Origin of the sequence: Kitasatospora sp. McL0602, assembly GCF_052076145.1 — a bacterium.
GTDB lineage: Bacteria > Actinomycetota > Actinomycetes > Streptomycetales > Streptomycetaceae > Kitasatospora.
In genome coordinates this window covers 6,615,637-6,635,584 of sequence record NZ_CP197246.1, presented here as the reverse complement: position 1 = coordinate 6,635,584, position 19,948 = coordinate 6,615,637, and the positions used below count along the sequence as shown (strand labels likewise).

Below are 19,948 nucleotides of genomic sequence, written 5' to 3'. Positions count from 1 at the left end.
GCGGATTTACGGGTGTACAGAAGTGCAGTGGTATCAGACGAGGTGTTCGCCGGAGTCGATCCGGACGCCTCGGGCCCAGTCTGCCGCGCGCATCGGCTTCTTGCCCTGCGGCTGGACCTCGCCGAGTTCGATCTCGTGGCTGCCGGTGCCTACGCGGACGCTGTTCTTGCCGACGGCCAGCTCGCCGGGGGCGAGCTCGGTGGCGTCGACCAGCAGCTTGACGGGGCCGGAGAGCTTGAGCCGCTCGTCCCGGAAGGTCGTCCAGGCGCCCGGCGCGGGGGCGCAGCCGCGTACCAGGCGGTCGATCCGCAGGGCGGGGTGGGCCCAGGTGATCCTGGCATCCTCGACGTTGATCTTGGGGGCGAGGGTGATGCCGTCGGCGGGCTGCGGCACGGCGTGCAGGCTGCCGTCGGCGATGCCGTCCATGGTCGCGGTGAGCAGGCGGGCGCCGGCGTGCGAGAGGCGGGTGAGCAGCTCGCCGCTGGTGTCGGTCGGGCGGATCTCCTCGGTGATGATGCCGAAGACCGGGCCGGAGTCGAGGCCCTGCTCGATCAGGAAGGTCGAGGCGCCCGTCACCTCGTCACCCGCGAGCACGGCGTGCTGGACGGGTGCGGCGCCGCGCCAGGCGGGCAGCAGCGAGAAGTGCAGGTTGACCCAGCCGTACTTGGGGATCTCCAGCGCGCCGGGGCGCAGCAGCGCGCCGTACGCGACCACCGGGCAGGCGTCCGGGGCGAGCTCGGTGAGCCGGGCCAGGAACTCCGGGTCGCTCGGCTTCGCGGGCTTGAGGATCTCGATCCCGGCCTCCTCGGCGCGCTGGGCGACGGGGCTGGCGACCAGCTTGCGGCCGCGCCCGGCGGGGGCGTCGGGGCGGGTGACCACCGCGACGACCTCGTGCTCGGAGGCGAGCAGGGCGTCCAGGGCGGGAACGGCGACCTCGGGGGTGCCGGCGAAGACGAGGCGCATGCAGGTGCCTTACCTGTCGGGGTGTCGGGGACGAATGTGGGAAGGGTGTGGGACGGCGGTCAGCGGACGGCGCCGAAGGTGCTGTGCGGGGAGATCCGGACGGTGGGCGCCGGGCCCTCGCCCCACTCCGCCTCCCGGATGGCCTTGAGCGCGGCCTTGCGGCGCTCACGGTCGAGCCGGTCGATGAAGATGATGCCGTCCAGGTGGTCGGTCTCGTGCTGGAGGCAGCGGGCCAGCACCTCGGTGCCCTCGATCGTCACCGGGTCGCCGTACATGTTGAAGCCCTTGGCGACGACGCCGTACGCGCGCTTGGTGTCGAAGCGCAGACCGGGCAGCGAGAGGCAGCCCTCGGGGCCGTCCTGCTCCTCGTCGCTGAGGCTCAGGTCGGGGTTGATCAGGTGGCCGACGACACCGCCCACGTTGTACGTGAACACCCGCAGCGAGATGCCCAGTTGGGGGGCGGCGAGGCCGGCGCCGGGGGCGTCCAGCATGGTCTCGGTGAGGTCCTTGACCAGGCCGCGCAGCTCCTTGTCGAAGGTGGTCACGGGCCGGGCGGCGGTACGCAGCACCGGGTCGCCGAAGATCCGGATCGGCTGGATCGGCATGGCGGCTGGCTCCTGTGTCGACGTCGGCGGGGAGATGCGGGGACGCCACAGCTCACCGGGAAGTCTATGCAATCCGCGCCGCCCGTTCGGCCGCACTTCTGGCATGCCCCGTCATCTGGCATATCCCTTATCGCCTGCGCGCGTGACCCCGGCCCCTGGTCCGGCGTTGGTCAAGTGAGATTGACCGGGACGCGCGGCGTCCCGTCCGGCAGCACCCTACGGAGAGGTGGCACCACGGCCATGGCCGAGCAGATCAACCACGACGCGCGGGCGAGGGCCAGCCTGCACCTGCTGGTGCGGGACATCGAGCGGGTGCGGCGCCAGGTCGACGCCCTGCGGACGCTCACCGCCCAACTGGGCAACGTCTACCGGCCCCGGCGGCCCAGCACCTCCGCCGGGTTCGTGGTCTACGGGCGCGCCCCCGCGCCGACGGTGCGCCTGGCCCAGGAGCTGCGGGAGAGCGTGGAGACGCTGGTCGGCGCAGCGGTCGAGTTCGACCGCGCGCTGGGCTTCTCCTGGGACTCCGTCGGCTCCGCGCTCGGTGTCACCAAGCAGGCCGTGCACCGCCGCTACGGCATGCGGCGCCCCACCTCCGAGCTCCTCACCGGCGCCGTGCCCGCCCCGGCCCGCCCGGTCGAAGAGGCTCCTCCTGCCCTCGCCCGCACCGTCCCCGCCGCCCGCCAGGGCGGCCTCGACCGCCCAGGCATCCCCCTCCGGGGTTAAGGGCTCGACGCAGCCGGTGAGCCCCCAGGGGCGCGGGGCCATGCTTGATCTACTGCGTGCACGAAACGGGAGAGACGGGGCCGCACCTTCCGTACTCGTGCACGCAGTAGATCAAGCATGGCCCCGCGCCTCTGCCCACTAGCCGATGTCCGTCGGGTCGATCCGGATCTTCACCACGTCCGGCGTCCGGAGTGCGATCCGCGCGATCTGGGCCGCCTTCAGGGCGGCCGCCAGCGCTGCGCCCTGGCCGGGAGCGACCCGCAGCAGTGCCCGCTCGACCTCCTCGCCGCGTCCGCCCGGCACCGGCACGGGCCCCAGCACGTCCGTCCCCTCCGGCAGCCGGGCCAACGCGATCAGGTCGGCGACGGCGTGCGGGGCGCCCGTGAGCGAGGCCATCCGGGAGACCGGTGGGAAGTGCAGCTGGGCCCGCTCCTCCAGTTCGAGCGCCGCGTGCCCGGCCTGATCCCAGCGGACCAGCGCCTGCACCGGCCGGGCGGTCGGCTCGGCCACCACGACGACCGTCCCGCCCTCCCCGGCGGGGCGTACCAGCGAGGCTGCAGCCGTCCAGAGCCGCAGCGTCTCCTCCCCGGCCCGCAGATCGGGCCGGGTGAGCAGCGCCCAGCCGTCGAGCAGCAGCGCCGCCGCATAGCCGCCCTCGGCGACCGGCTCGGCACCCGGCGTCGCGATCACCAACGCCGGCTCCCCGCTCACCACGGCGAGCACCGCATCGCGCCCGGACGTCCGCACCGGCACCCGGGGGAACGCCTTCCCCAGCTCCTCCGCCGTCCGCTTGGCGCCGACCACCTGCGCCCGCAGCCGGAACGAGCCGCACTCGACGCAGTGCCACTCCCCCTCCGCCTGCCCGCACCAGGCACAGGCCAGCACCGCGCCCGCGCCCTGCGCCTCCAGCGGCCCGACGCAGTGCCGGCACCGCGCGGGCGTCCGGCACCGGGCGCAGGCCAGCCGGGGCACGTAGCCGCGCCGGGGCACCTGGACGAGCACCGGCCCGCTCGCCAGCGCGTCCCGCGCGGCCTCCCAGGCGGGGCGCGGCAGCCGTGCGGTCTGCGCGGCGGCGTCCCGCCCCTGGTCGAGGTCGGTGACCGTCCGCACCCGGGGAGCGACCGCACGGACGGTCTCCCGCTCGGCGGCCAGCGGCCGGGCCCAGCCGGTGCGCAGCAGCTGCGCCGCCTCGACCGTCACCGAGAGACCGCCGAGCAGCACGCCCGCGCCCTCGTCGGCGGCCCGCAGCAGCGCGACCTCGCGGACGTGCGGGTGCGGGGCGCGCGGGTCGCTGTGGTTGCCGTCGCCGTCGGACCAGATGACGACCAGGCCGAGATCACGTACGGGGGCGAACATCGCCGCCCGCGTCCCGATCACTGCCCGCACCGAGCCCCGGCTGGCGGCGAGCCAGCGGCCGTACCGCTCCTTCGGGCCGAGGTCGGCCGACAGGGTGGCGTGCCGACCGGGGCCGATCAGCCCGGTCAGCGCCTCGTCCACGCGAGCCGCCGCCTTGCCGTCGGGCAGCACGACCAGCGCGCCGCGCCCGCCCGCGAGCGTGGCGGCGACCGCGCGGGCGATCTCCTCCGGCCAGGTCGGGCCGGGGAGCGCGGACCAGACCGCGCGGGGCGCGCCACCGGCCGCGAGCGCCGCCAGATAGTCGGGGCCCTGTGGGTAGCGCTGCCAGCTGCCGGGCTCGGGGGCGGCGGGCGGCGGCAGCGGCGCCGGGGAGGGCTCGGCCTCGGCCTTGGCGTGCCGGGGCGGCACCGCGAGCTGGAGCACGTCGGCCAGCGAGCCCGCGTACCGGTCCGCCACGGTGCGGCAGAGCCGCAGCAGCTCCGGGGTCAGCACCGGCTCGGGCGAGAGCACCTGCGCGAGCGGGGCGAGCGGGCCCTTGTAGTCGCTCTCGGCCAGTCGCTCGACGACGAAGCCGTCGTGCAGCTCCCCGCCCTCGCGCCGCCCGGAGGCCACCACCCGGGCGCCGAAGCGCACCCGCACCCGCACACCGGGGCGGGCCTCCTCGGCCATCGTCGCGGGCACCGCGTAGTCGAAGAACTGGTCGAGGTGCAGCAGACCCTTGTCGACCACCACGCGGGCGACCGGCAGCTCCTCGGCCAGCTGCGCGCCGCGCCACGTCCGGGGCTTGGCCTTCCGGACCGTCTCCCGGATGAAGGCCAGCTGCTCACCATCTCCGCTGCTGCTCACGGCCCCAGTCTCCCCTACCCCACCGACACCGAACGGCGGCCACCCCCACCAGGGGGTGACCGCCGTTCGGATGCGGAACCTATGTGGAACCTAGCCCTTGACGGCCTTCTTCAGAGCCTCGGCGCGGTCGGTGCGCTCCCAGGTGAAGTCGGCGTCCTCGCGGCCGAAGTGGCCGTACGCGGCGGTCTTGGAGTAGATCGGGCGCAGCAGGTCGAGGTCGCGGATGATCGCGGCCGGACGGAGGTCGAACACCTCGCTGACGGCCTTCTGGATGTCCAGGACGGGCGCGGTCTCGGTGCCGAAGGTCTCGACGAACAGACCCACGGGCTCGGCCTTGCCGATGGCGTAGGCGACCTGGACCTCGGCGCGGCGGGCGAGCCCGGCGGCGACGATGTTCTTGGCGACCCAGCGCATCGCGTAGGCGGCCGAGCGGTCGACCTTGGACGGGTCCTTGCCCGAGAAGGCGCCGCCGCCGTGGCGGGCCATGCCGCCGTAGGTGTCGATGATGATCTTGCGGCCGGTCAGGCCGGCGTCGCCCATCGGGCCGCCGATCTCGAAGCGACCGGTCGGGTTGACCAGCAGGCGGTAGCCCTCGGTCACGAGCTTGATGCCCTGGTCGGCGAGCGCCTTGAGCTCCGGCTCCACGACGAACTCGCGGATGTCCGGGGTCAGCAGCGAGTCGAGGTCGATGTCGCTCGCGTGCTGCGAGGAGACCACGACGGTGTCGAGGCGGACGGCCTTGTCGCCGTCGTACTCGATGGTGACCTGGGTCTTGCCGTCCGGGCGCAGGTACGGGATGGTCCCGTTCTTGCGGACCTCGGAGAGGCGCTTGGCGAGGCGGTGCGCCAGCGTGATCGGCAGCGGCATGAGCTCGGGGGTCTCGTCGCTGGCGTAGCCGAACATCAGGCCCTGGTCGCCGGCACCCTGCTTGTCGAGGTCGTCCTCGTCGCCCTCGACCCGGGCCTCGTACGCGGTGTCGACACCCTGCGCGATGTCCGGGGACTGCGCACCGATCGAGACCGAGACGCCGCAGGACGCGCCGTCGAAGCCCTTCTTCGACGAGTCGTAGCCGATCTCGAGGATCTTGTCGCGCACGAGCTGCGCGATCGGCGCGTACGCCTTCGTCGTCACCTCACCGGCGATGTGCACCTGGCCGGTGGTGATGAGCGTCTCCACGGCGACCCGGGAGGTCGGGTCCTCCTTGAGGAGAGCGTCGAGGATGGTGTCGCTGATCTGGTCAGCGATCTTGTCGGGGTGTCCCTCGGTCACGGACTCCGAGGTGAACAGGCGGCGAGACACAGCGCTCCCTGATGGTTGCAGCGGCTGCTGACTGAACGCCCAGGGCAGTCCCCTGGGCATCCGGAAAGACTTGATGCTGTGGAGTGTAACGGGCAGGTACCTGCCTGCGGCACTCCTTCTTGCACCTTGGTCATTTCCGTGAGACGTGACCCGCCCCACGTGACGGCTCAGGCCAGGCGGGCGGCGACCGCGTCCCAGACCGTCTCGGCCAGTGATTCCTTGGGTCCGTCCGGGATTTCGGTCTCGCTGCCGTCGGCGCCGAGCAGCACCGCCTCGTTGGTGTCCCGCCCGAAGGCCTTACCTGCGCCCACCTCGTTGACGACCAGCAGGTCGCAGCCCTTGCGGGCGAGCTTGGCCCGGCCGTTGGCGAGCACGTCGTCCGTCTCGGCGGCGAAGCCGACCACCAGCTGGCCGGGGCGCGCGCGGTGCGCGGAGAGCTCGGCGAGGATGTCGGGGTTGCGGACGAGGGCGACGGGCGCGGGGTCGACGCCGTCCACCTTCTTGATCTTTCCGGAGGCGTACTCCGCGGGGCGGAAGTCGGCGACGGCCGCGGCCATCACCACCGCGTCGGCGTCGGCCACCGCCTTCAGCGCGGCCTCGCGCAGCTCCAGCGCGGTGGAGACGTGCACCACATCGACCCCGGCCGGGTCCGGCAGGGTCGCGTTGGCGGAGAGCAGCGTGACGCGGGCCCCCCGGGCGGCGGCGGTGGTGGCGAGCGCGTAGCCCTGCTTGCCGGAGGAGTTGTTGCCCAGGTAGCGGACCGGGTCGAGCGGCTCGCGGGTGCCACCGGCGGAGATCACCACGTGCCGACCGGCCAGGTCGGGCGCCTGTACGCCCCGGGCGAGGACCCGACGGCATGCCTCGAAGATCGCGGCGGGCTCGGGCAGCCGGCCCTTGCCGGTGTCGACACCGGTGAGCCGCCCGACGGCGGGCTCCAGCACGATCGCGCCCCGGCGGCGCAGGGTGGCGACGTTCTCCTGGGTGGCGGGGTGCTCCCACATCTCGGTGTGCATCGCGGGGGCGAAGACGACCGGACAGCGCGCGGTGAGCAGCGTGTTGGTGAGCAGGTCGTCGGCCAGGCCGTGGGCGGCCTTGGCCATCAGGTCGGCGGTGGCGGGGGCGACGACGACCAGGTCGGCGGTCTGCCCGATCCGCACGTGCGGCACCTCGTGCACGCTCTCCCAGGTCTCGACGGCGGCCGGGCGGCCGGACAGCGCGGCCCAGGTCGCCTCGCCGACGAAGTGCAGCGCGGCGGCCGTCGGCACGACCGTCACCCGGTGCCCGGATTCGGTGAGGCGACGGAGCAGCTCGCACGCCTTGTACGCGGCGATCCCGCCGCTGACGCCGAGGACGACACGGGGTGCGTCGGGCCGGTCCGTACTCATGCTTCGTCCTTCTCCTCCGGTCGAGCTCCGGTCGAGCTCTGGTCGGGCTCACCGCAACATTACGGCGCATCAGCTTCAGGACGCACTGTGGCCCGGCGCACACCCGGGAACACCGGGCACAAATACGAAAAGGCCCGCCGGAACGAATTCCGACGGGCCCTGACGACGACGATCAGGCAGCCTCGATGGCCTCGGCCGTGAGCATGCCGGCGTTGATCTCGCGGAGCGCGATCGACAGCGGCTTCTCGTGCACGTGGGTGTCGACCAGCGGGCCGACGTACTCAAGCAGACCCTCGCCGAGCTGCGAGTAGTACGCGTTGATCTGACGCGCGCGCTTGGCCGCGTAGATCACCAGGCTGTACTTCGAGTCGGTGGCCTCGAGCAGCTCATCGATCGGCGGGTTGATGATGCCCTCGGGCGCGGTCATGGAAGAGGACACGCTGAAACCTTCCGAAAAGGTGGCAAAAAAGGAACTGATCAGATCATCTGCGTTGTTACGCGCAGTGAAGAGGTCAGGCTACACCGAGCAAGGCTAGCAGCTCGCCCGTTACCTGCTCGACCGAGTGGTTGACAAGGGTCGTGTCGAACTCGCTCTCGGCCGCCAGCTCGATCTTCGCCGCCTCCAGGCGCCGGTCGATCACGTCCTGCGACTCGGTGCCCCGGCCGGTGAGCCGGCGGACCAGCTCGTCCCAGCTCGGCGGGCCCAGGAAGACCAGCAGTGCCTCGGGCATCGACTCGCGCACCTGCCGCGCACCCTGGAGATCGATCTCCAGCAGGACGGGGACGCCGGTCTCCAGCTTCTCCAGCACCGCCTGGCGCGGCGTGCCGTACCGGTTGCCGGCGAAGACGGCCCACTCCAGCAGCTCGCCGTTGGCGATCAGCTTGTCGAACTCGTCGTTGTCGACGAAGTAGTAGTGGACCCCGTGCTGCTCGCCGGGCCTCGGGTGGCGGGTCGTCGCCGACACCGAGAGCCATGCCTCGGGATGCTGCTGCCTCATATGAGCGACGACCGTGCTCTTGCCGACCCCCGAAGGGCCGGAGAGCACGGTCAGCCGCGGACGTTCACTCATGCACCGATTATCCCGGATCGCGGACGATCCGGGGACCACGGGGGCCGGTTCGGCAGCGATTCAGGACGCGGTCGTCCCGAACTCCCGCTCCAGCGAGGCGATCTGGTTCGTCCCGAGACCCCGCACACGGCGGCTCTCGCTGATCCCCAGACGCTCCATGATCTGCTTGGCGCGGACCTTGCCCACGCCGGGAAGGCTCTCGAGCAGAGCCGACACCTTCATCTTGCCGATGACCTCGTCGTCGGTCTTGCCCGCCTTGATGACGTCCTGGAGAGAGGCGCCGGCGTGCTTCAGCTTGTTCTTGATTTCGGCGCGCTTCCGGCGAGCATCAGCAGCCTTGGCGAGCGCCGCGGTGCGCTGTTCAGGGGTAAGGGGCGGAAGAGCCACGCCGTTCACCTCGGGGTGTGGAAGGAAGGGATGAGCTATGACTGGTTTGGTGCCAGGAACACCGACTGCAGGGGAACCCAACGGCTCTGACCTGCAAGAGCAACGGTGTGCGCCGCCCTTCGATGACCTACCGCCGGACACTACCCAACTTGAGCCGCCGCGTCAGGAAAAGAACACGAAAAGTCCTGGTCAGCCGGGGCCGACCAGGACCTATCAGGGCAAATCTACCGAGTCTGACGCCAAGTGTGACGCCGCTCACTTCGCCAGTACGGCGCCGATCTCCTCGACGAAGCGCGCCGAAGCGGCCCGCAGCGCCGCCACCGAGGGCCCGTGCTTGAGGACGTCCCGGCTCACGCTGGGTACGACGTTGTGCACGCTGGCCCCGAACACCCGGGGCAGATCGGCGGCCGTCGCCCCCTGCGCGCCGACCCCGGGGGCCAGCAGCGGGCCGTTGATGGCGAGGTCGACCCCGGCCTCGGCCAGCGTCGCGCCGACCACCGCGCCGAAGGAGCCGAGCGACTCCGCGCCCTCGTTCTCCGCCGCCAGCCGCCGCAGGATGTTCTGCGCGACGCTCTCGCCGTCCGCCCCGACGGCCCGCTGCACCTCGTGGCCCTCCGGGTTGGAGGTCAGCGCGAGCGCGAACAGCCCGGCGCCGCTCTTGCGAGCCAGATCGATCGCGGGCTGGAGCGAACCGAAGCCCAGGTAGGGGCTGACGGTGAGCGCGTCCGAGAAGAGCGGACTGCCGGGCGAGAGGAAGGTCTCGGCGTAGGCGGCCATGGTCGAGTCGATGTCGCCGCGCTTGGCGTCCATCACGACCAGCGCGCCCGCCGCACGGGCCTCGGCCACGCTCTGCTCCAGCACGGCGATGCCCCGGCTGCCGAAACGCTCGAAGAAGGCGGCCTGCGGCTTCAGCACGGCCACCTCCCCGGCCAGCGCCTCGACCACGGTGCGGCTGAACTTCTCCAGCCCGGCGAGGTCGTCGCCGAGCCCCCAGGCCGCCAGCAGCGAGGCGTGCGGGTCGATCCCGACGCAGAGCTGCCCACGGGTGTCGAGGGCGTGGCGCAGACGGGCACCGAAGGGAGCGGGAGTCATGGGAGCCTTTCAGTCGGTTCAGTCGGTGGTGGCGCGGTGGGCGTGCCCCACTGCGTCGGTGTACGAGGCGAAACCCCGGGCCGCCAGCTCGCCGCGCAGCTCGTCGAGGATGCGCAGCGGTGCGGCCGGGTCGTTGAAGAGGACGGTGCCGACGGCCAGGCCGCCCGCGCCGGCCATCGCGAACTCCAGGGCGTCCCGGCCGGTGCGGATGCCGCCCATCCCGAGGATCGGCACGTGCGGGATGCGGCCGGCGGCCATCGCCGCGTACACCTGGTACACGCAGCGGACGGCGATCGGCCGCACGGCGGGCCCGGAGAGGCCGCCGGTGCCGCCGGCCAGCACCGGGCGGCCGGTGTCGAGGTCGACGGCCAGGCCCAGGGTCGTATTGATCATGGAGAGGCCGTCCGCGCCGGCCTCCACGCAGGCGGCGGCGATCTCGGTGATCGAGGTGACGTCCGGCGAGAGCTTGGCGTAGACCGGCAGCCCGGCGTCGGTGACGGCGCGCACCGCCCGGACGACGTCGTAGGAGGTCGCCGGGTTGCGGCCGAAGACGAGGCCCCGGTCGGCGACGTTCGGGCAGGAGATGTTGAGTTCGAGCCCGATCACCCCGGGCTGCCCGTTCAGCTGCCCGGCGACCTCGGTGAACTCCTCCAGCCGCTCCCCCGCGACGGAGACCAGCACCCGGGCTCCGCGCTCGGCCAGCCAGGGCAGCTCGTGCTTGACGAAGGCGGCGATCCCCGGGCCCTGCAGCCCGATCGAGTTGAGCATCCCCGAGGGGGTCTCCGCCATCCGGGGCGTGGCCAGGCCGGAGCGGGCCTGGGCCATGATCGTCTTGGTGGTGACGGAGCCCAGCTCGTCCAGCGGGACGAACTTGGCCAGCTCCCGCCCGTACCCGGCGCAGCCGGAGGCGGTGGTGAGCGGGTTCGGCAGCGTGAGCGGGCCGAACGGCACACTGAGGTCGACGTCCTGCGGCTCCATCAGCTGCTCACTCCCATCGCGGCGGCGCCTTCCAGATCGTCCGGGACGGTGCCGATGTCGGCCCAGCGGACCTTCGCACCGTCGAAGACCGGCCCGTCGGTGCAGGAGCGGACGAAGCGGCTGACGCCGTCCTCGCCGACCACCGGCAGGACACAGGTCATGCAGATGCCGACCCCGCAGGCCATCGACTCCTCCACCGCCGTCCAGCAGCGGGCGCCCGCCTCCAGGGCGATCGCGCTGACGGCCCGCAGCATCGGCATCGGCCCGCAGGCGTGCACCACCTGCGCGCCGATCGCCGAGATCGCCTGCGCGAGCGGGTCCGTGGCGCGGCCCGGCAGGCCCGCCGAGCCGTCCTCGGTGACGACCAGCACGTCCTGGGTCAGCGCGCGGGCCTGCTCGACCCCGTACAGCCGGTCGGCGGTCACGGCGCCCAGGATGAAACCGACCTGGCCGCCCCGCCGCTTGATCTCCTCCGCGAGGGCGAACAGCGGCGCGCTGCCGTAGTCACCACCCACCAGCAGCGCACTGACCGGCCCCTCCGGCAGCGGGAAGGGCGTGCCGAGCGGCGCGATCAGGCTCAACCGCTCACCCTCCCGGGCCCGGACGAGCTCCCTGGTGCCCTCGCCGTACTCGGCGACCACCAGCTCGACCGTCCCGGCCTCGGCATCCGCCCGATGGATCGAGAAGGCCCGCCGCAGCAGCATCGACGAGCCGGCCCCACCCACGGCCAAGGTCGCGAAGTGCCCCGGCCGCACTCTCCGCGCCGCCTCGGGCGCCCGCAGCACCAACCGGTGGTACGCGCCCTCAACGGTGCGGGAGAGCACCTCGGCATCGGTCTGGACTGGGTGGGCCATCTCGTTCACCTCTCGGCCGGCCTGTACGCCTTGCGCTCCGAACTCTCCCAAACCGGTACGGCACCTGTCATATCCACGCGACGGGCTCCCCCAGGGGCGCGGGGGCCGGCCGGCTGCGCCCAGCTACTTCGCGGAGCCGACCGCCTCGGCGATGGTGCGGAAGCCGCTGCGCCGCAGGTGGGCCGAGAGGCCCTTGTGCATCCGCCGCATCCAGAACGGCCCCTCGTAGATGAAGGCGCTGTAGCCCTGCACCAGGTCCGCGCCGTGGACGATCCGGTCCCACGCGTCGTCGGCGGTCTCGATGCCGCCGACGGCGATCAGCGTCAGCCGGCCTTCGGTACGGGCGCGCAGGCGCTTCAGCACCTCCAGCGAGCGCTGCTTGAGCGGGGCGCCGGAGAGGCCGCCCATGCCGATCTCCTCGACCCGCTCGGCCGACTCCTTCAGGCCGTCCCGGCCGATGGTGGTGTTGGTCGCGATGATGCCGTCCAGGCCCAGGTGGAGGGCCATGTCGGCGATCTCGTCGATGTCCTCGTCGGCCAGGTCGGGGGCGATCTTGACCAGCAGCGGCACGTGGTGCGAGGTGGCCCGGTCGGCGGCCTGACGGACGTCCCAGAGCAGCGGGCCGAGCGTGCTGACGGTCTGGAGGTTGCGCAGGCCGGGGGTGTTCGGCGAGCTGACGTTGACGACCAGGTAGTCGGCGTACTGGGCGAGGCGCTCGGCGCTCTTCACGTAGTCGGCCGTCGCGTCGGCCTCCTCGACGAGCTTGGTCTTGCCGATGTTGATGCCGATGACCGGGGTGTTGCTGGTGTGTGCACGGGCGGCCAGCCGGGCGGCGACCCGCTCGGAGCCCTGGTTGTTGAAGCCCATCCGGTTGATCAGCGCGCGGTCCTCGACCAGGCGGAACAGCCGGGGCTCGGGGTTGCCCGGCTGCGGCTCACCGGTGATCGTCCCGATCTCCACGAAGTCGAAGCCGAGCATCGACAGCCCGTCGATCCCGACGCCGTTCTTGTCGAACCCGGCCCCGAGCCCGAACGGCCCCGGCAGGTCCAGCCCGAGCGCGGTCGTCCGCAGCGCGCGGTCCTGCGGCGCCAGCACCAGCTTCACCAGCTGACGCAGACCGGGCACCGAAGCGGCCAGCCGGATCCAGAAGAAGGCCAGGTGGTGGGCCTTCTCGGGGTCCATCTTCTTGAAGACGAGATCGAACAGCAGCTTGTACAAAGCGGAAGCCTCCCTGGCACCCAACACGGCAACGGGCATGGATGTGGGGGGCACCAGAGCTCGGTGCCCCCCACTAGGGTCGTGCTACTTGCGGCCTGCGTTGATGATCGCCGCGTGCTCCTGCAGCGACATCACACCGACCTCGCCGCGCAGAAGGTTGTCGATGCCTTGGACGGCGGCGCCCATGGCTTGGACGGTGGTGAGGCAGGGGACGCCGCGGGAGACGGCGGCGGTGCGGATCTCGTAGCCGTCCAGGCGTCCGCCGGTGCCGTACGGGGTGTTGATGATCAGGTCGACGTCGCCGTCGTGGATCAGCTGCACGATGGTGCGCTCACCGCTGGGGCCGGGGCCCTCGGAGTGCTTGCGCACCACCGTCGACGGGATACCGCCACGCTGCAGCACCTCGGCCGTGCCGGAGGTCGCGAGGATCTCGAAGCCCAGCTCGACCAGCGCCCGCGCCGGGAACACCAGGTTGCGCTTGTCGCGGTTGGCGACGGACACGAACACCTTGCCCTTGGTCGGCAGCGCCCCGTACGCACCCGACTGCGCCTTCGCATACGCGGTCCCGAAGACGGTGTCGATGCCCATCACCTCACCGGTGGACCGCATCTCCGGCCCCAGCACCGTGTCCACACCACGCCCGTGGATGTCCCGGAACCGGGACCACGGCATCACCGCCTCCTTCACCGAGATCGGGCAGTCCGCCGGCAGCGTCCCGCCGTCGCCCTCCGCCGGGAGCATCCCCTCCGCGCGCAGCTCGGCGATGGTCGCACCCAGCGAGATGCGGGCGGCGGCCTTGGCGAGCGGCACGGCGGTGGCCTTGGACGTGAACGGCACGGTCCGCGAGGCGCGGGGGTTGGCCTCCAGCACGTAGAGGATGTCCCCGGACATCGCGAACTGGATGTTGATCAGACCGAGCACCCCGACACCACGCGCGATCGCCTCGGTGGAGGTGCGCAGCCGCTTGATGTCGTAGCCGCCCAGGGTGATGGGGGGCAGGGCGCACGCGGAGTCGCCGGAGTGGATGCCGGCTTCTTCGATGTGTTCCATGACGCCGCCGAGGTAGAGCTCGGTGCCGTCGTAGAGCGCGTCGACGTCGATCTCGACCGCGTCGTCGAGGAACCGGTCGATGAGGACGGGGTGTTCGGAGATCAGGCCGGCGTGCCGCTCCAGGTAGGAGGCGAGGGACGGCTCGTCGTAGACGATCTCCATCCCGCGTCCGCCGAGGACGTAGGACGGCCGGGCCAGCACCGGGTAGCCGATCTCGTCCGCGATGGCCTTGGCCTCGTCGAAGGAGAACGCGGTGCCGTGCTTGGGCGCCGGCAGCCCGGCGTCGCGCAGCACCCGGCCGAACGCGCCGCGCTCCTCCGCCAGGTCGATCGCCTCGGGCTGGGTGCCGACGATCGGCACGCCGTTGTCCTTGAGCGCCTGCGCGAGACCCAGCGGGGTCTGCCCGCCCAGCTGCACGATGACACCGGCGAGCGGCCCGGCCGCCTTCTCGGCGTGCACGATCTCCAGCACGTCCTCCAGCGTGAGCGGCTCGAAGTAGAGCCGGTCGGAGGTGTCGTAGTCGGTGGAGACGGTCTCCGGGTTGCAGTTGACCATGACGGTCTCGTACCCGGCCTCGGAGAGCGCGAAGGAGGCGTGCACGCACGAGTAGTCGAACTCGATGCCCTGCCCGATCCGGTTCGGCCCCGACCCGAGGATGATCACGGCGGGCTTCGAACGCGGCGCGACCTCCGACTCCTCGTCGTAGGACGAGTAGAAGTACGGGGTCTTGGCGGCGAACTCCGCGGCGCAGGTGTCGACGGTCTTGAACACCGGCCGGATGCCGAGCGCGTGGCGGACCTCACGGACGACGTCGGCCTTCAGGCCGCGGATCTCACCGATCTGCAGGTCGGAGAAGCCGTGCCGCTTGGCGTGGCGCAGCAGCTCCGGGTCCAGGCGCTCGGCGTCGGCGAGTTCGGTGGCGATCTCGTCGATCAGGAACAGCTGGTCGACGAACCACGGGTCGATCTTCGTGGACTCGAACACCTCCCCGGGGGTGGCGCCCGCCCGGATCGCCTGCATCACGGTGTTGATCCGGCCGTCGGTCGGGACCTGCGCCAGCGTCAGCAGCTCGGCCTTGTCGCCCGGGTCGCCGGTCCAGGTGAACTGCGAGCCCTTCTTCTCCAGCGAGCGCAGCGCCTTGTTCAGCGCCTCGGGGAAGTTGCGGCCCATCGCCATCGCCTCGCCGACGGACTTCATGGTGGTCGTCAGGGTGGCGTCGGCGCTCGGGAACTTCTCGAACGCGAACCGCGGGACCTTCACGACAACGTAGTCCAGCGACGGCTCGAAGGAGGCCGGGGTCTTCTCGGTGATGTCGTTGGGGATCTCGTCGAGCGTGTAGCCGACGGCGAGCTTCGCGGCGATCTTGGCGATCGGGAAGCCGGTGGCCTTGGAGGCCAGCGCGGAGGAGCGGGACACCCGGGGGTTCATCTCGATCACGATGATCCGGCCGTCGACCGGGTTGATCGCGAACTGGATGTTGCAGCCGCCGGTGTCGACACCGACCTCGCGGATGATCGCGATGCCGATGTCCCGCAGCGTCTGGTACTCCCGGTCGGTGAGCGTCATCGACGGGGCGACGGTGATCGAGTCACCGGTGTGGACACCCATCGGGTCGAAGTTCTCGATCGAGCACACCACCACGACGTTGTCGTTGCGGTCGCGCATCAACTCCAGCTCGTACTCCTTCCACCCCAGGATCGACTCCTCCAGCAGCACCTCCGTGGTCGGGGACAACGCCAGACCCTGACCCGCGATACGCCGCAGATCCTCCTCGTCATGCGCGAAACCCGACCCCGCACCACCCATCGTGAACGACGGCCGCACCACCACCGGGTAACCCCCGAGGGTCTCCACCCCCGCCATGATCTCGTCCATCGTGTGACAGATCACCGAACGCGCCGACTCACCATGCCCGATCTTCGCGTTCACCGCCTCCACGACACCCTTGAACAGCTGCCGATCCTCACCCTTGTGAATCGCCTCGACGTTGGCGCCGATCAGCTCGACGCCGTACTTGGCGAGGGTGCCGTTCTCGTGCAGCGAGATCGCGGTGTTCAGCGCCGTCTGGCCGCCCAGCGTGGGCAGCAGGACGTCGGGGCGCTCCTTGGCGATGATCTTCTCGACGAACTCGGGGGTGATCGGCTCGACGTATGTCGCGTCGGCGATCTCCGGGTCGGTCATGATCGTGGCGGGGTTGGAGTTCACCAGGACGACCCGCAGGCCCTCCGCCCGCAGCACCCGGCACGCCTGCGTGCCCGAGTAGTCGAACTCAGCAGCCTGGCCGATCACGATCGGGCCGGAGCCGATCACCAGAACGGACTTGATGTCAGTGCGCTTCGGCACGGGTCAGCTCCCTGCGGTGGTGCGGGCCGGGGCGCCGGCCATCAGGTCGACAAAGCGGTCGAAGAGGTAGGCCGCGTCGTGCGGACCGGCAGCTGCCTCCGGGTGGTACTGCACGCTGAAAGCGGGCGTGTCGAGGCACTGGAGCCCCTCGACCACACTGTCGTTCAGGCAGACGTGGCTGACCTCGGCGCGGCCGTACGCGGTGTCGCTCACCTTGTCCAGCGGTGCCTCCACGGCGAAGCCGTGGTTGTGCGCGGTGACCTCGACCTTGCCGGTCGTGCGGTCCTGCACCGGCTGGTTGATGCCGCGGTGGCCGTACTTGAGCTTGTACGTCCCGAAGCCGAGCGCGCGGCCCAGGATCTGATTGCCGAAGCAGATGCCGAAGAACGGCGTCTTCCGCTCCAGCACGCCCTGCGCGACGGCGACCTGGTGGTCGGCGGTGGCCGGGTCACCGGGGCCGTTGGAGAAGAACACCCCGTCGGGCGCGACGGCATAGAGCTCGTCCAGCGTGGAGTTGGCGGGGAAGACGTGCACCTCGATGCCGCGCTCGGCCATCCGGTGCGGGGTCATGCCCTTGATGCCGAGGTCCAGCGCGGCGACGGTGAACTTCTTCTCGCCGATCGCCGGGACGACGTACGTCTCCTTGGTGGCGACCTCGGCGCACAGGTCGGCGCCCTTCATCTCCGGGGCGGCCTGCACCCGGGAGAGCAGCACGGCGGGGTCGTCCAGCTCGGGGCCGGAGAAGATCCCGACGCGCATCGCGCCGCGCTCGCGCAGGTGGCGGGTGAGCGCGCGGGTGTCGACGCCGCTGATGCCGACGATGCCCTGCGCCGTCAGCTCGTCCTCGAGCGAGCGCTGCGAGCGCCAGTTGGAGGAGACCCGGGAGGGGTCACGGACGACGTACCCGGCGACCCAGATCTGCTGCGACTCCGGGTCCTCGTCGTTGACGCCGGTGTTCCCGATGTGCGGGAAGGTCATCACGACCACCTGGCGGTGGTACGAGGGGTCGGTCAGCGTCTCCTGGTAGCCGGACATGCCGGTGTTGAAGACGGCCTCGCCGAACGTCTCGCCGACGGCGCCGTACGCCTGGCCGCGGAAGGTCCGGCCGTCCTCCAGGACGAGCACGGCAGGCACACGCTCCCGCCTGAGGCGCTGTGTGGTGGGGGCAGGTGCGGTCATTGGGCGGCCTCTTCCGTCTTCATCGTCGTACGTGTCACGAGAGCATCGACCGCCGCGACCCAGGCGGCGTGCTCATCAGGGTGGTCGGCCCGGAAGCCGGAATCCAGCGCCGTGCCATGGTGCGTCCAGGTGACGACCAGGAGCCCGGCCGGGACGACCTTGCCCGCGATGCCGGAGTCCTGCCGGGCGCCGGTCAGCTGCCCGGCGGGGATCCACAGGTCGGTGTCACCGGGGCGGCGGGCCAGCAGGCCCTGCTCGGTGAGGGTCAGCTCGGCCAGGCTGCGGGTGCCCAGGCCGTGCGCGACGACCCGGTCCAGCCAGTTCCCGGCGGTGGTGGTGCCGTGGTAGCGGCCGGAGGCCGTGAGCAGCGCCTCGCCCGGGTCGGCCGGGACGGCGGGCAGCTCGGGGATGTGGGACTGGAGCGTGCGGCGCCAGTTCCAGCCCTGGCGCATCAGCCAGTAGACCAGGCCGATCACGATCAGCAGCCCGACCGCCGAGCCGATGTAGCCGGGCCAGTCGGTGACCTTGGCCTGTTCCTGCGCCAACCCCTGGGCCAGCTCCGTGGTGCTCACGAGAGATCACCCTGGTCGACCAGCTCGCCCGCCAGCACGGTGGGCATGCCGCGCAGGAAGGTGGCGTGCACCCGGCCGGGCAGTTCGAGGCCCCGGAAGGGGGTGTTGCGGCTGCGGGTCGCGAAGGTGGCGGCGTCCACCACCGAGCGGTGGGCGGGGTCGAAGAGCACCAGGTTGGCGGGCTCGCCGACGGCGATCGGGCGGCCCTGGCCGGTCAGCCGGCCGATCCGGGCCGGGCGGTGCGACATCCGGTCCGCGACGCCCTCCCAGTTCATCAGGCCGGTGTCGACCATGGTCTGCTGGACGACCGACAGCGCGGTCTCCAGGCCGACCATGCCCATCGCGGCGACGGCCCAGGCGCAGTCCTTGTCCGCGTCGGGGTGCGGCGCGTGGTCGGTGGCGACGGCGTCGATGGTGCCGTCGGCCAGCGCCTCGCGCAGGGCCAGCACGTCGGTCTCGGTGCGCAGCGGCGGGTTGACCTTGAAGACCGGGTCGCCGGAGCGGACCATCTCGTCGGTGAGCAGCAGGTGGTGCGGGGTGACCTCGGCGGTGACGTCCCAGCCCTGGGACTTGGCCCAGCGGACGATCCGGACGGAGCCCACGGTGGAGAGGTGGCAGACGTGCAGCCGGGCGCCGAGGTGGCCGGCGAGCAGCACGTCGCGGGCGATGATCGCCTCCTCGGCGACGGCGGGCCAGCCGCCGAGGCCGAGCTCGGCGGAGACGGTGCCCTCGTTCATCTGGGCGCCCTCGGTGAGGCGCGGCTCCTGGGCGTGCTGGGCGACGACGCCGTCGACGCTCTTGGCGAACTCCAGGGCGGCGCGCATCAGCACGGCGTCGTCGACGCACTTGCCGTCGTCGGAGAAGACCCGGACGCCGGCGGCGGAGCCGTGCATGGCGGCGAGCTCGGCGAGTTCCTTGCCCTCCAGGCCGACGGTGACGGCGCCGACGGGGTGGACGTCGCAGTAGCCGGAGTCCCGGCCGAGCTGCCAGACCTGCTCGACGACGGTGGCGTTGTCGGCGACCGGCGTGGTGTTGGCCATCGCGTGGACGGCGGTGAAGCCGCCCTTGGCGGCGGCCTGGGTGCCGGTGAGGACGGTCTCGGCGTCCTCCTTGCCGGGCTCGCGCAGGTGAGTGTGCAGGTCGACCAGGCCGGGCAGGAGGATCAGGCCGGTCGCGTCGATGTCGATGTCCGCCTCGACCGTCGGGCCGGGGCCGATCTGCTGGATGACGCCGCCGTCGACGAGGATGTCCTGCGGGGCGCCGCCCAGGATCTGGGCGTTGCGGATGAGGTAGCTGCTCACAGGTTGTTCTCCGGGTGGTCGGTCTTGGCGGCGTGCTGGTCTGCGGCGAGGGCCTGGGAGGAGCGGGCCGCGTAGTCGCGGTCGCCCACCAGGACAGCATCGCGTCCGTCGATATCGGAGAGCTGTACCTGGACCGCTTCGCGCAGCGATGTCGGCAGGTTCTTGCCGACGTAGTCGGCGCGGATCGGCAGTTCGCGGTGCCCGCGGTCGACCAGGACGGCGAGCTGCACGGCGCGCGGCCGGCCGATGTCGCTGAGGGCGTCCAGGGCGGCGCGGATGGTGCGGCCGGAGAAGAGCACGTCGTCGACCAGCACGACCAGCTTCCCCTCGATCCCGCAGGGCGGTATCTCGGTGTGTTCCATGGCACGGGCGGGCTTGAGTTGGAGGTCGTCCCGGTACATCGTGATGTCCAGGGTGCCCAGCGGGATGTCGCGGCCGGTGATCTGCGCGAGCTTGTCGTGCAGGCGGCGGGCGAGGTGGACACCGCGGGTGTGGATGCCGAGCAGGACGACGTCCTCCGCGCCCTTGGCGCGTTCCACGATCTCGTGGGCGATCCGGGTGATGACCCGGGCGACGTCGGTGGCGTCCAGCACCTGGTGCGGTGGACGCATATTGTCAATGCGTGTGGTCATGCCGAAGCCGACCTCCTTCCCCGCCTCACGGGACGGGCCTTAAAGGATGTCTGGGGGTTGGCCACCGGTCGCGCCGGAAGCCGTGCCCATCCTAA

At 71.6% G+C, this 19,948-nt stretch carries 18 protein-coding genes; 1 reads left to right on the top strand and 17 read right to left on the bottom strand.

The features are described from left to right. Window positions 1-33: 33 nt before the first annotated feature. Complete coding sequence (gene fmt, locus ACR68M_RS30185) at window positions 34-963, bottom strand: methionyl-tRNA formyltransferase (protein ID WP_441247316.1); 930 nt, start codon at window positions 961-963, stop codon at window positions 34-36. A gap of 59 nt (window positions 964-1,022) precedes the next feature. Beyond that, window positions 1,023-1,568: a peptide deformylase gene (def, locus tag ACR68M_RS30180; RefSeq protein ID WP_441247315.1), complete on the bottom strand. Its 546-nt coding sequence runs from the start codon at window positions 1,566-1,568 to the stop codon at window positions 1,023-1,025. Between the two features lie 240 nt (window positions 1,569-1,808). Here def and ACR68M_RS30175 point away from each other — a divergent pair, with 240 nt between their 5' ends. Beyond that, window positions 1,809-2,291: a hypothetical protein gene (locus tag ACR68M_RS30175; protein WP_441247314.1), complete on the top strand. Its 483-nt coding sequence runs from the start codon at window positions 1,809-1,811 to the stop codon at window positions 2,289-2,291. Between the two features lie 138 nt (window positions 2,292-2,429). Here ACR68M_RS30175 and ACR68M_RS30170 read toward each other — a convergent pair whose 3' ends face one another. From ACR68M_RS30170 to pyrR, 15 genes are all read right to left on the bottom strand, one after another. Then, window positions 2,430-4,493, bottom strand: coding sequence for a primosomal protein N' (locus tag ACR68M_RS30170; RefSeq protein WP_441247313.1), 2,064 nt, complete (start codon window positions 4,491-4,493; stop codon window positions 2,430-2,432). Window positions 4,494-4,583: 90 nt separating this feature from the next. Further along, entirely contained in the window at window positions 4,584-5,792 is a 1,209-nt protein-coding gene (gene metK / locus ACR68M_RS30165; RefSeq protein WP_441247312.1) for a methionine adenosyltransferase, read from the bottom strand. 167 nt (window positions 5,793-5,959) lie between these two features. After that, entirely contained in the window at window positions 5,960-7,177 is a 1,218-nt protein-coding gene (gene coaBC / locus ACR68M_RS30160) for a bifunctional phosphopantothenoylcysteine decarboxylase/phosphopantothenate--cysteine ligase CoaBC (RefSeq protein WP_441247311.1), read from the bottom strand. 172 nt (window positions 7,178-7,349) lie between these two features. Then, complete coding sequence (gene rpoZ / locus ACR68M_RS30155; protein ID WP_030240625.1) at window positions 7,350-7,616, bottom strand: DNA-directed RNA polymerase subunit omega; 267 nt, start codon at window positions 7,614-7,616, stop codon at window positions 7,350-7,352. 73 nt (window positions 7,617-7,689) lie between these two features. Next, on the bottom strand, window positions 7,690-8,247 hold the full coding sequence (gene gmk, locus ACR68M_RS30150) for a guanylate kinase (RefSeq protein WP_441247310.1): 558 nt from the start codon (window positions 8,245-8,247) through the stop codon (window positions 7,690-7,692). Between the two features lie 60 nt (window positions 8,248-8,307). Further along, entirely contained in the window at window positions 8,308-8,634 is a 327-nt protein-coding gene (mihF, locus tag ACR68M_RS30145) for an integration host factor, actinobacterial type (RefSeq protein WP_441247309.1), read from the bottom strand. Window positions 8,635-8,889: 255 nt separating this feature from the next. Then, window positions 8,890-9,726, bottom strand: a complete 837-nt coding sequence (gene pyrF / locus ACR68M_RS30140; RefSeq protein WP_441247308.1) for an orotidine-5'-phosphate decarboxylase — start codon at window positions 9,724-9,726, stop codon at window positions 8,890-8,892. A gap of 18 nt (window positions 9,727-9,744) precedes the next feature. Further along, a complete protein-coding gene (locus ACR68M_RS30135; RefSeq protein WP_441247307.1) occupies window positions 9,745-10,704 on the bottom strand; it encodes a dihydroorotate dehydrogenase in 960 nt (319 codons plus the stop codon). After that, window positions 10,704-11,558 (bottom strand): dihydroorotate dehydrogenase electron transfer subunit, encoded by an 855-nt coding sequence (locus ACR68M_RS30130; RefSeq protein WP_441247306.1) that lies wholly within the window; start codon window positions 11,556-11,558, stop codon window positions 10,704-10,706. Before ACR68M_RS30130 ends, ACR68M_RS30135 begins: the two co-directional genes overlap by 1 nt. A 123-nt stretch (window positions 11,559-11,681) precedes the next feature. After that, the gene (locus ACR68M_RS30125) at window positions 11,682-12,776 is read right to left on the bottom strand and encodes a quinone-dependent dihydroorotate dehydrogenase (RefSeq protein WP_441247305.1); all 1,095 of its coding nucleotides are present in this window, start codon (window positions 12,774-12,776) and stop codon (window positions 11,682-11,684) included. A gap of 84 nt (window positions 12,777-12,860) precedes the next feature. Beyond that, window positions 12,861-16,169, bottom strand: a complete 3,309-nt coding sequence (gene carB, locus ACR68M_RS30120) for a carbamoyl-phosphate synthase large subunit (RefSeq protein WP_441247304.1) — start codon at window positions 16,167-16,169, stop codon at window positions 12,861-12,863. A 3-nt stretch (window positions 16,170-16,172) separates the two neighbouring features. After that, window positions 16,173-17,348, bottom strand: a complete 1,176-nt coding sequence (gene carA / locus ACR68M_RS30115) for a glutamine-hydrolyzing carbamoyl-phosphate synthase small subunit (protein WP_441247303.1) — start codon at window positions 17,346-17,348, stop codon at window positions 16,173-16,175. Next, on the bottom strand, window positions 17,345-17,920 hold the full coding sequence (locus ACR68M_RS30110; RefSeq protein ID WP_441247302.1) for a PH-like domain-containing protein: 576 nt from the start codon (window positions 17,918-17,920) through the stop codon (window positions 17,345-17,347). The genes carA and ACR68M_RS30110 overlap by 4 nt, the downstream gene beginning before the upstream one ends. After that, the gene (locus ACR68M_RS30105; protein WP_441247301.1) at window positions 17,917-19,221 is read right to left on the bottom strand and encodes a dihydroorotase; all 1,305 of its coding nucleotides are present in this window, start codon (window positions 19,219-19,221) and stop codon (window positions 17,917-17,919) included. The genes ACR68M_RS30110 and ACR68M_RS30105 overlap by 4 nt, the downstream gene beginning before the upstream one ends. Further along, window positions 19,218-19,853, bottom strand: a complete 636-nt coding sequence (gene pyrR / locus ACR68M_RS30100) for a bifunctional pyr operon transcriptional regulator/uracil phosphoribosyltransferase PyrR (RefSeq protein WP_441247300.1) — start codon at window positions 19,851-19,853, stop codon at window positions 19,218-19,220. Before pyrR ends, ACR68M_RS30105 begins: the two co-directional genes overlap by 4 nt. Window positions 19,854-19,948 lie beyond the last annotated feature (95 nt).

Coding starts and splice junctions, on each gene's coding strand:
- fmt (WP_441247316.1), bottom strand. CDS start 963: ATGCGCCTCGTCTTCGCCGGCACCCCCGAGGTCGCCGTTCCCGCCCTG.
- def (WP_441247315.1), bottom strand. CDS start 1,568: ATGCCGATCCAGCCGATCCGGATCTTCGGCGACCCGGTGCTGCGTACC.
- ACR68M_RS30175 (WP_441247314.1), top strand. CDS start 1,809: ATGGCCGAGCAGATCAACCACGACGCGCGGGCGAGGGCCAGCCTGCAC.
- coaBC (WP_441247311.1), bottom strand. CDS start 7,177: ATGAGTACGGACCGGCCCGACGCACCCCGTGTCGTCCTCGGCGTCAGC.
- gmk (WP_441247310.1), bottom strand. CDS start 8,247: ATGAGTGAACGTCCGCGGCTGACCGTGCTCTCCGGCCCTTCGGGGGTC.
- pyrF (WP_441247308.1), bottom strand. CDS start 9,726: ATGACTCCCGCTCCCTTCGGTGCCCGTCTGCGCCACGCCCTCGACACC.
- ACR68M_RS30135 (WP_441247307.1), bottom strand. CDS start 10,704: ATGGAGCCGCAGGACGTCGACCTCAGTGTGCCGTTCGGCCCGCTCACG.
- ACR68M_RS30130 (WP_441247306.1), bottom strand. CDS start 11,558: ATGGCCCACCCAGTCCAGACCGATGCCGAGGTGCTCTCCCGCACCGTT.
- carA (WP_441247303.1), bottom strand. CDS start 17,348: ATGACCGCACCTGCCCCCACCACACAGCGCCTCAGGCGGGAGCGTGTG.
- pyrR (WP_441247300.1), bottom strand. CDS start 19,853: ATGACCACACGCATTGACAATATGCGTCCACCGCACCAGGTGCTGGAC.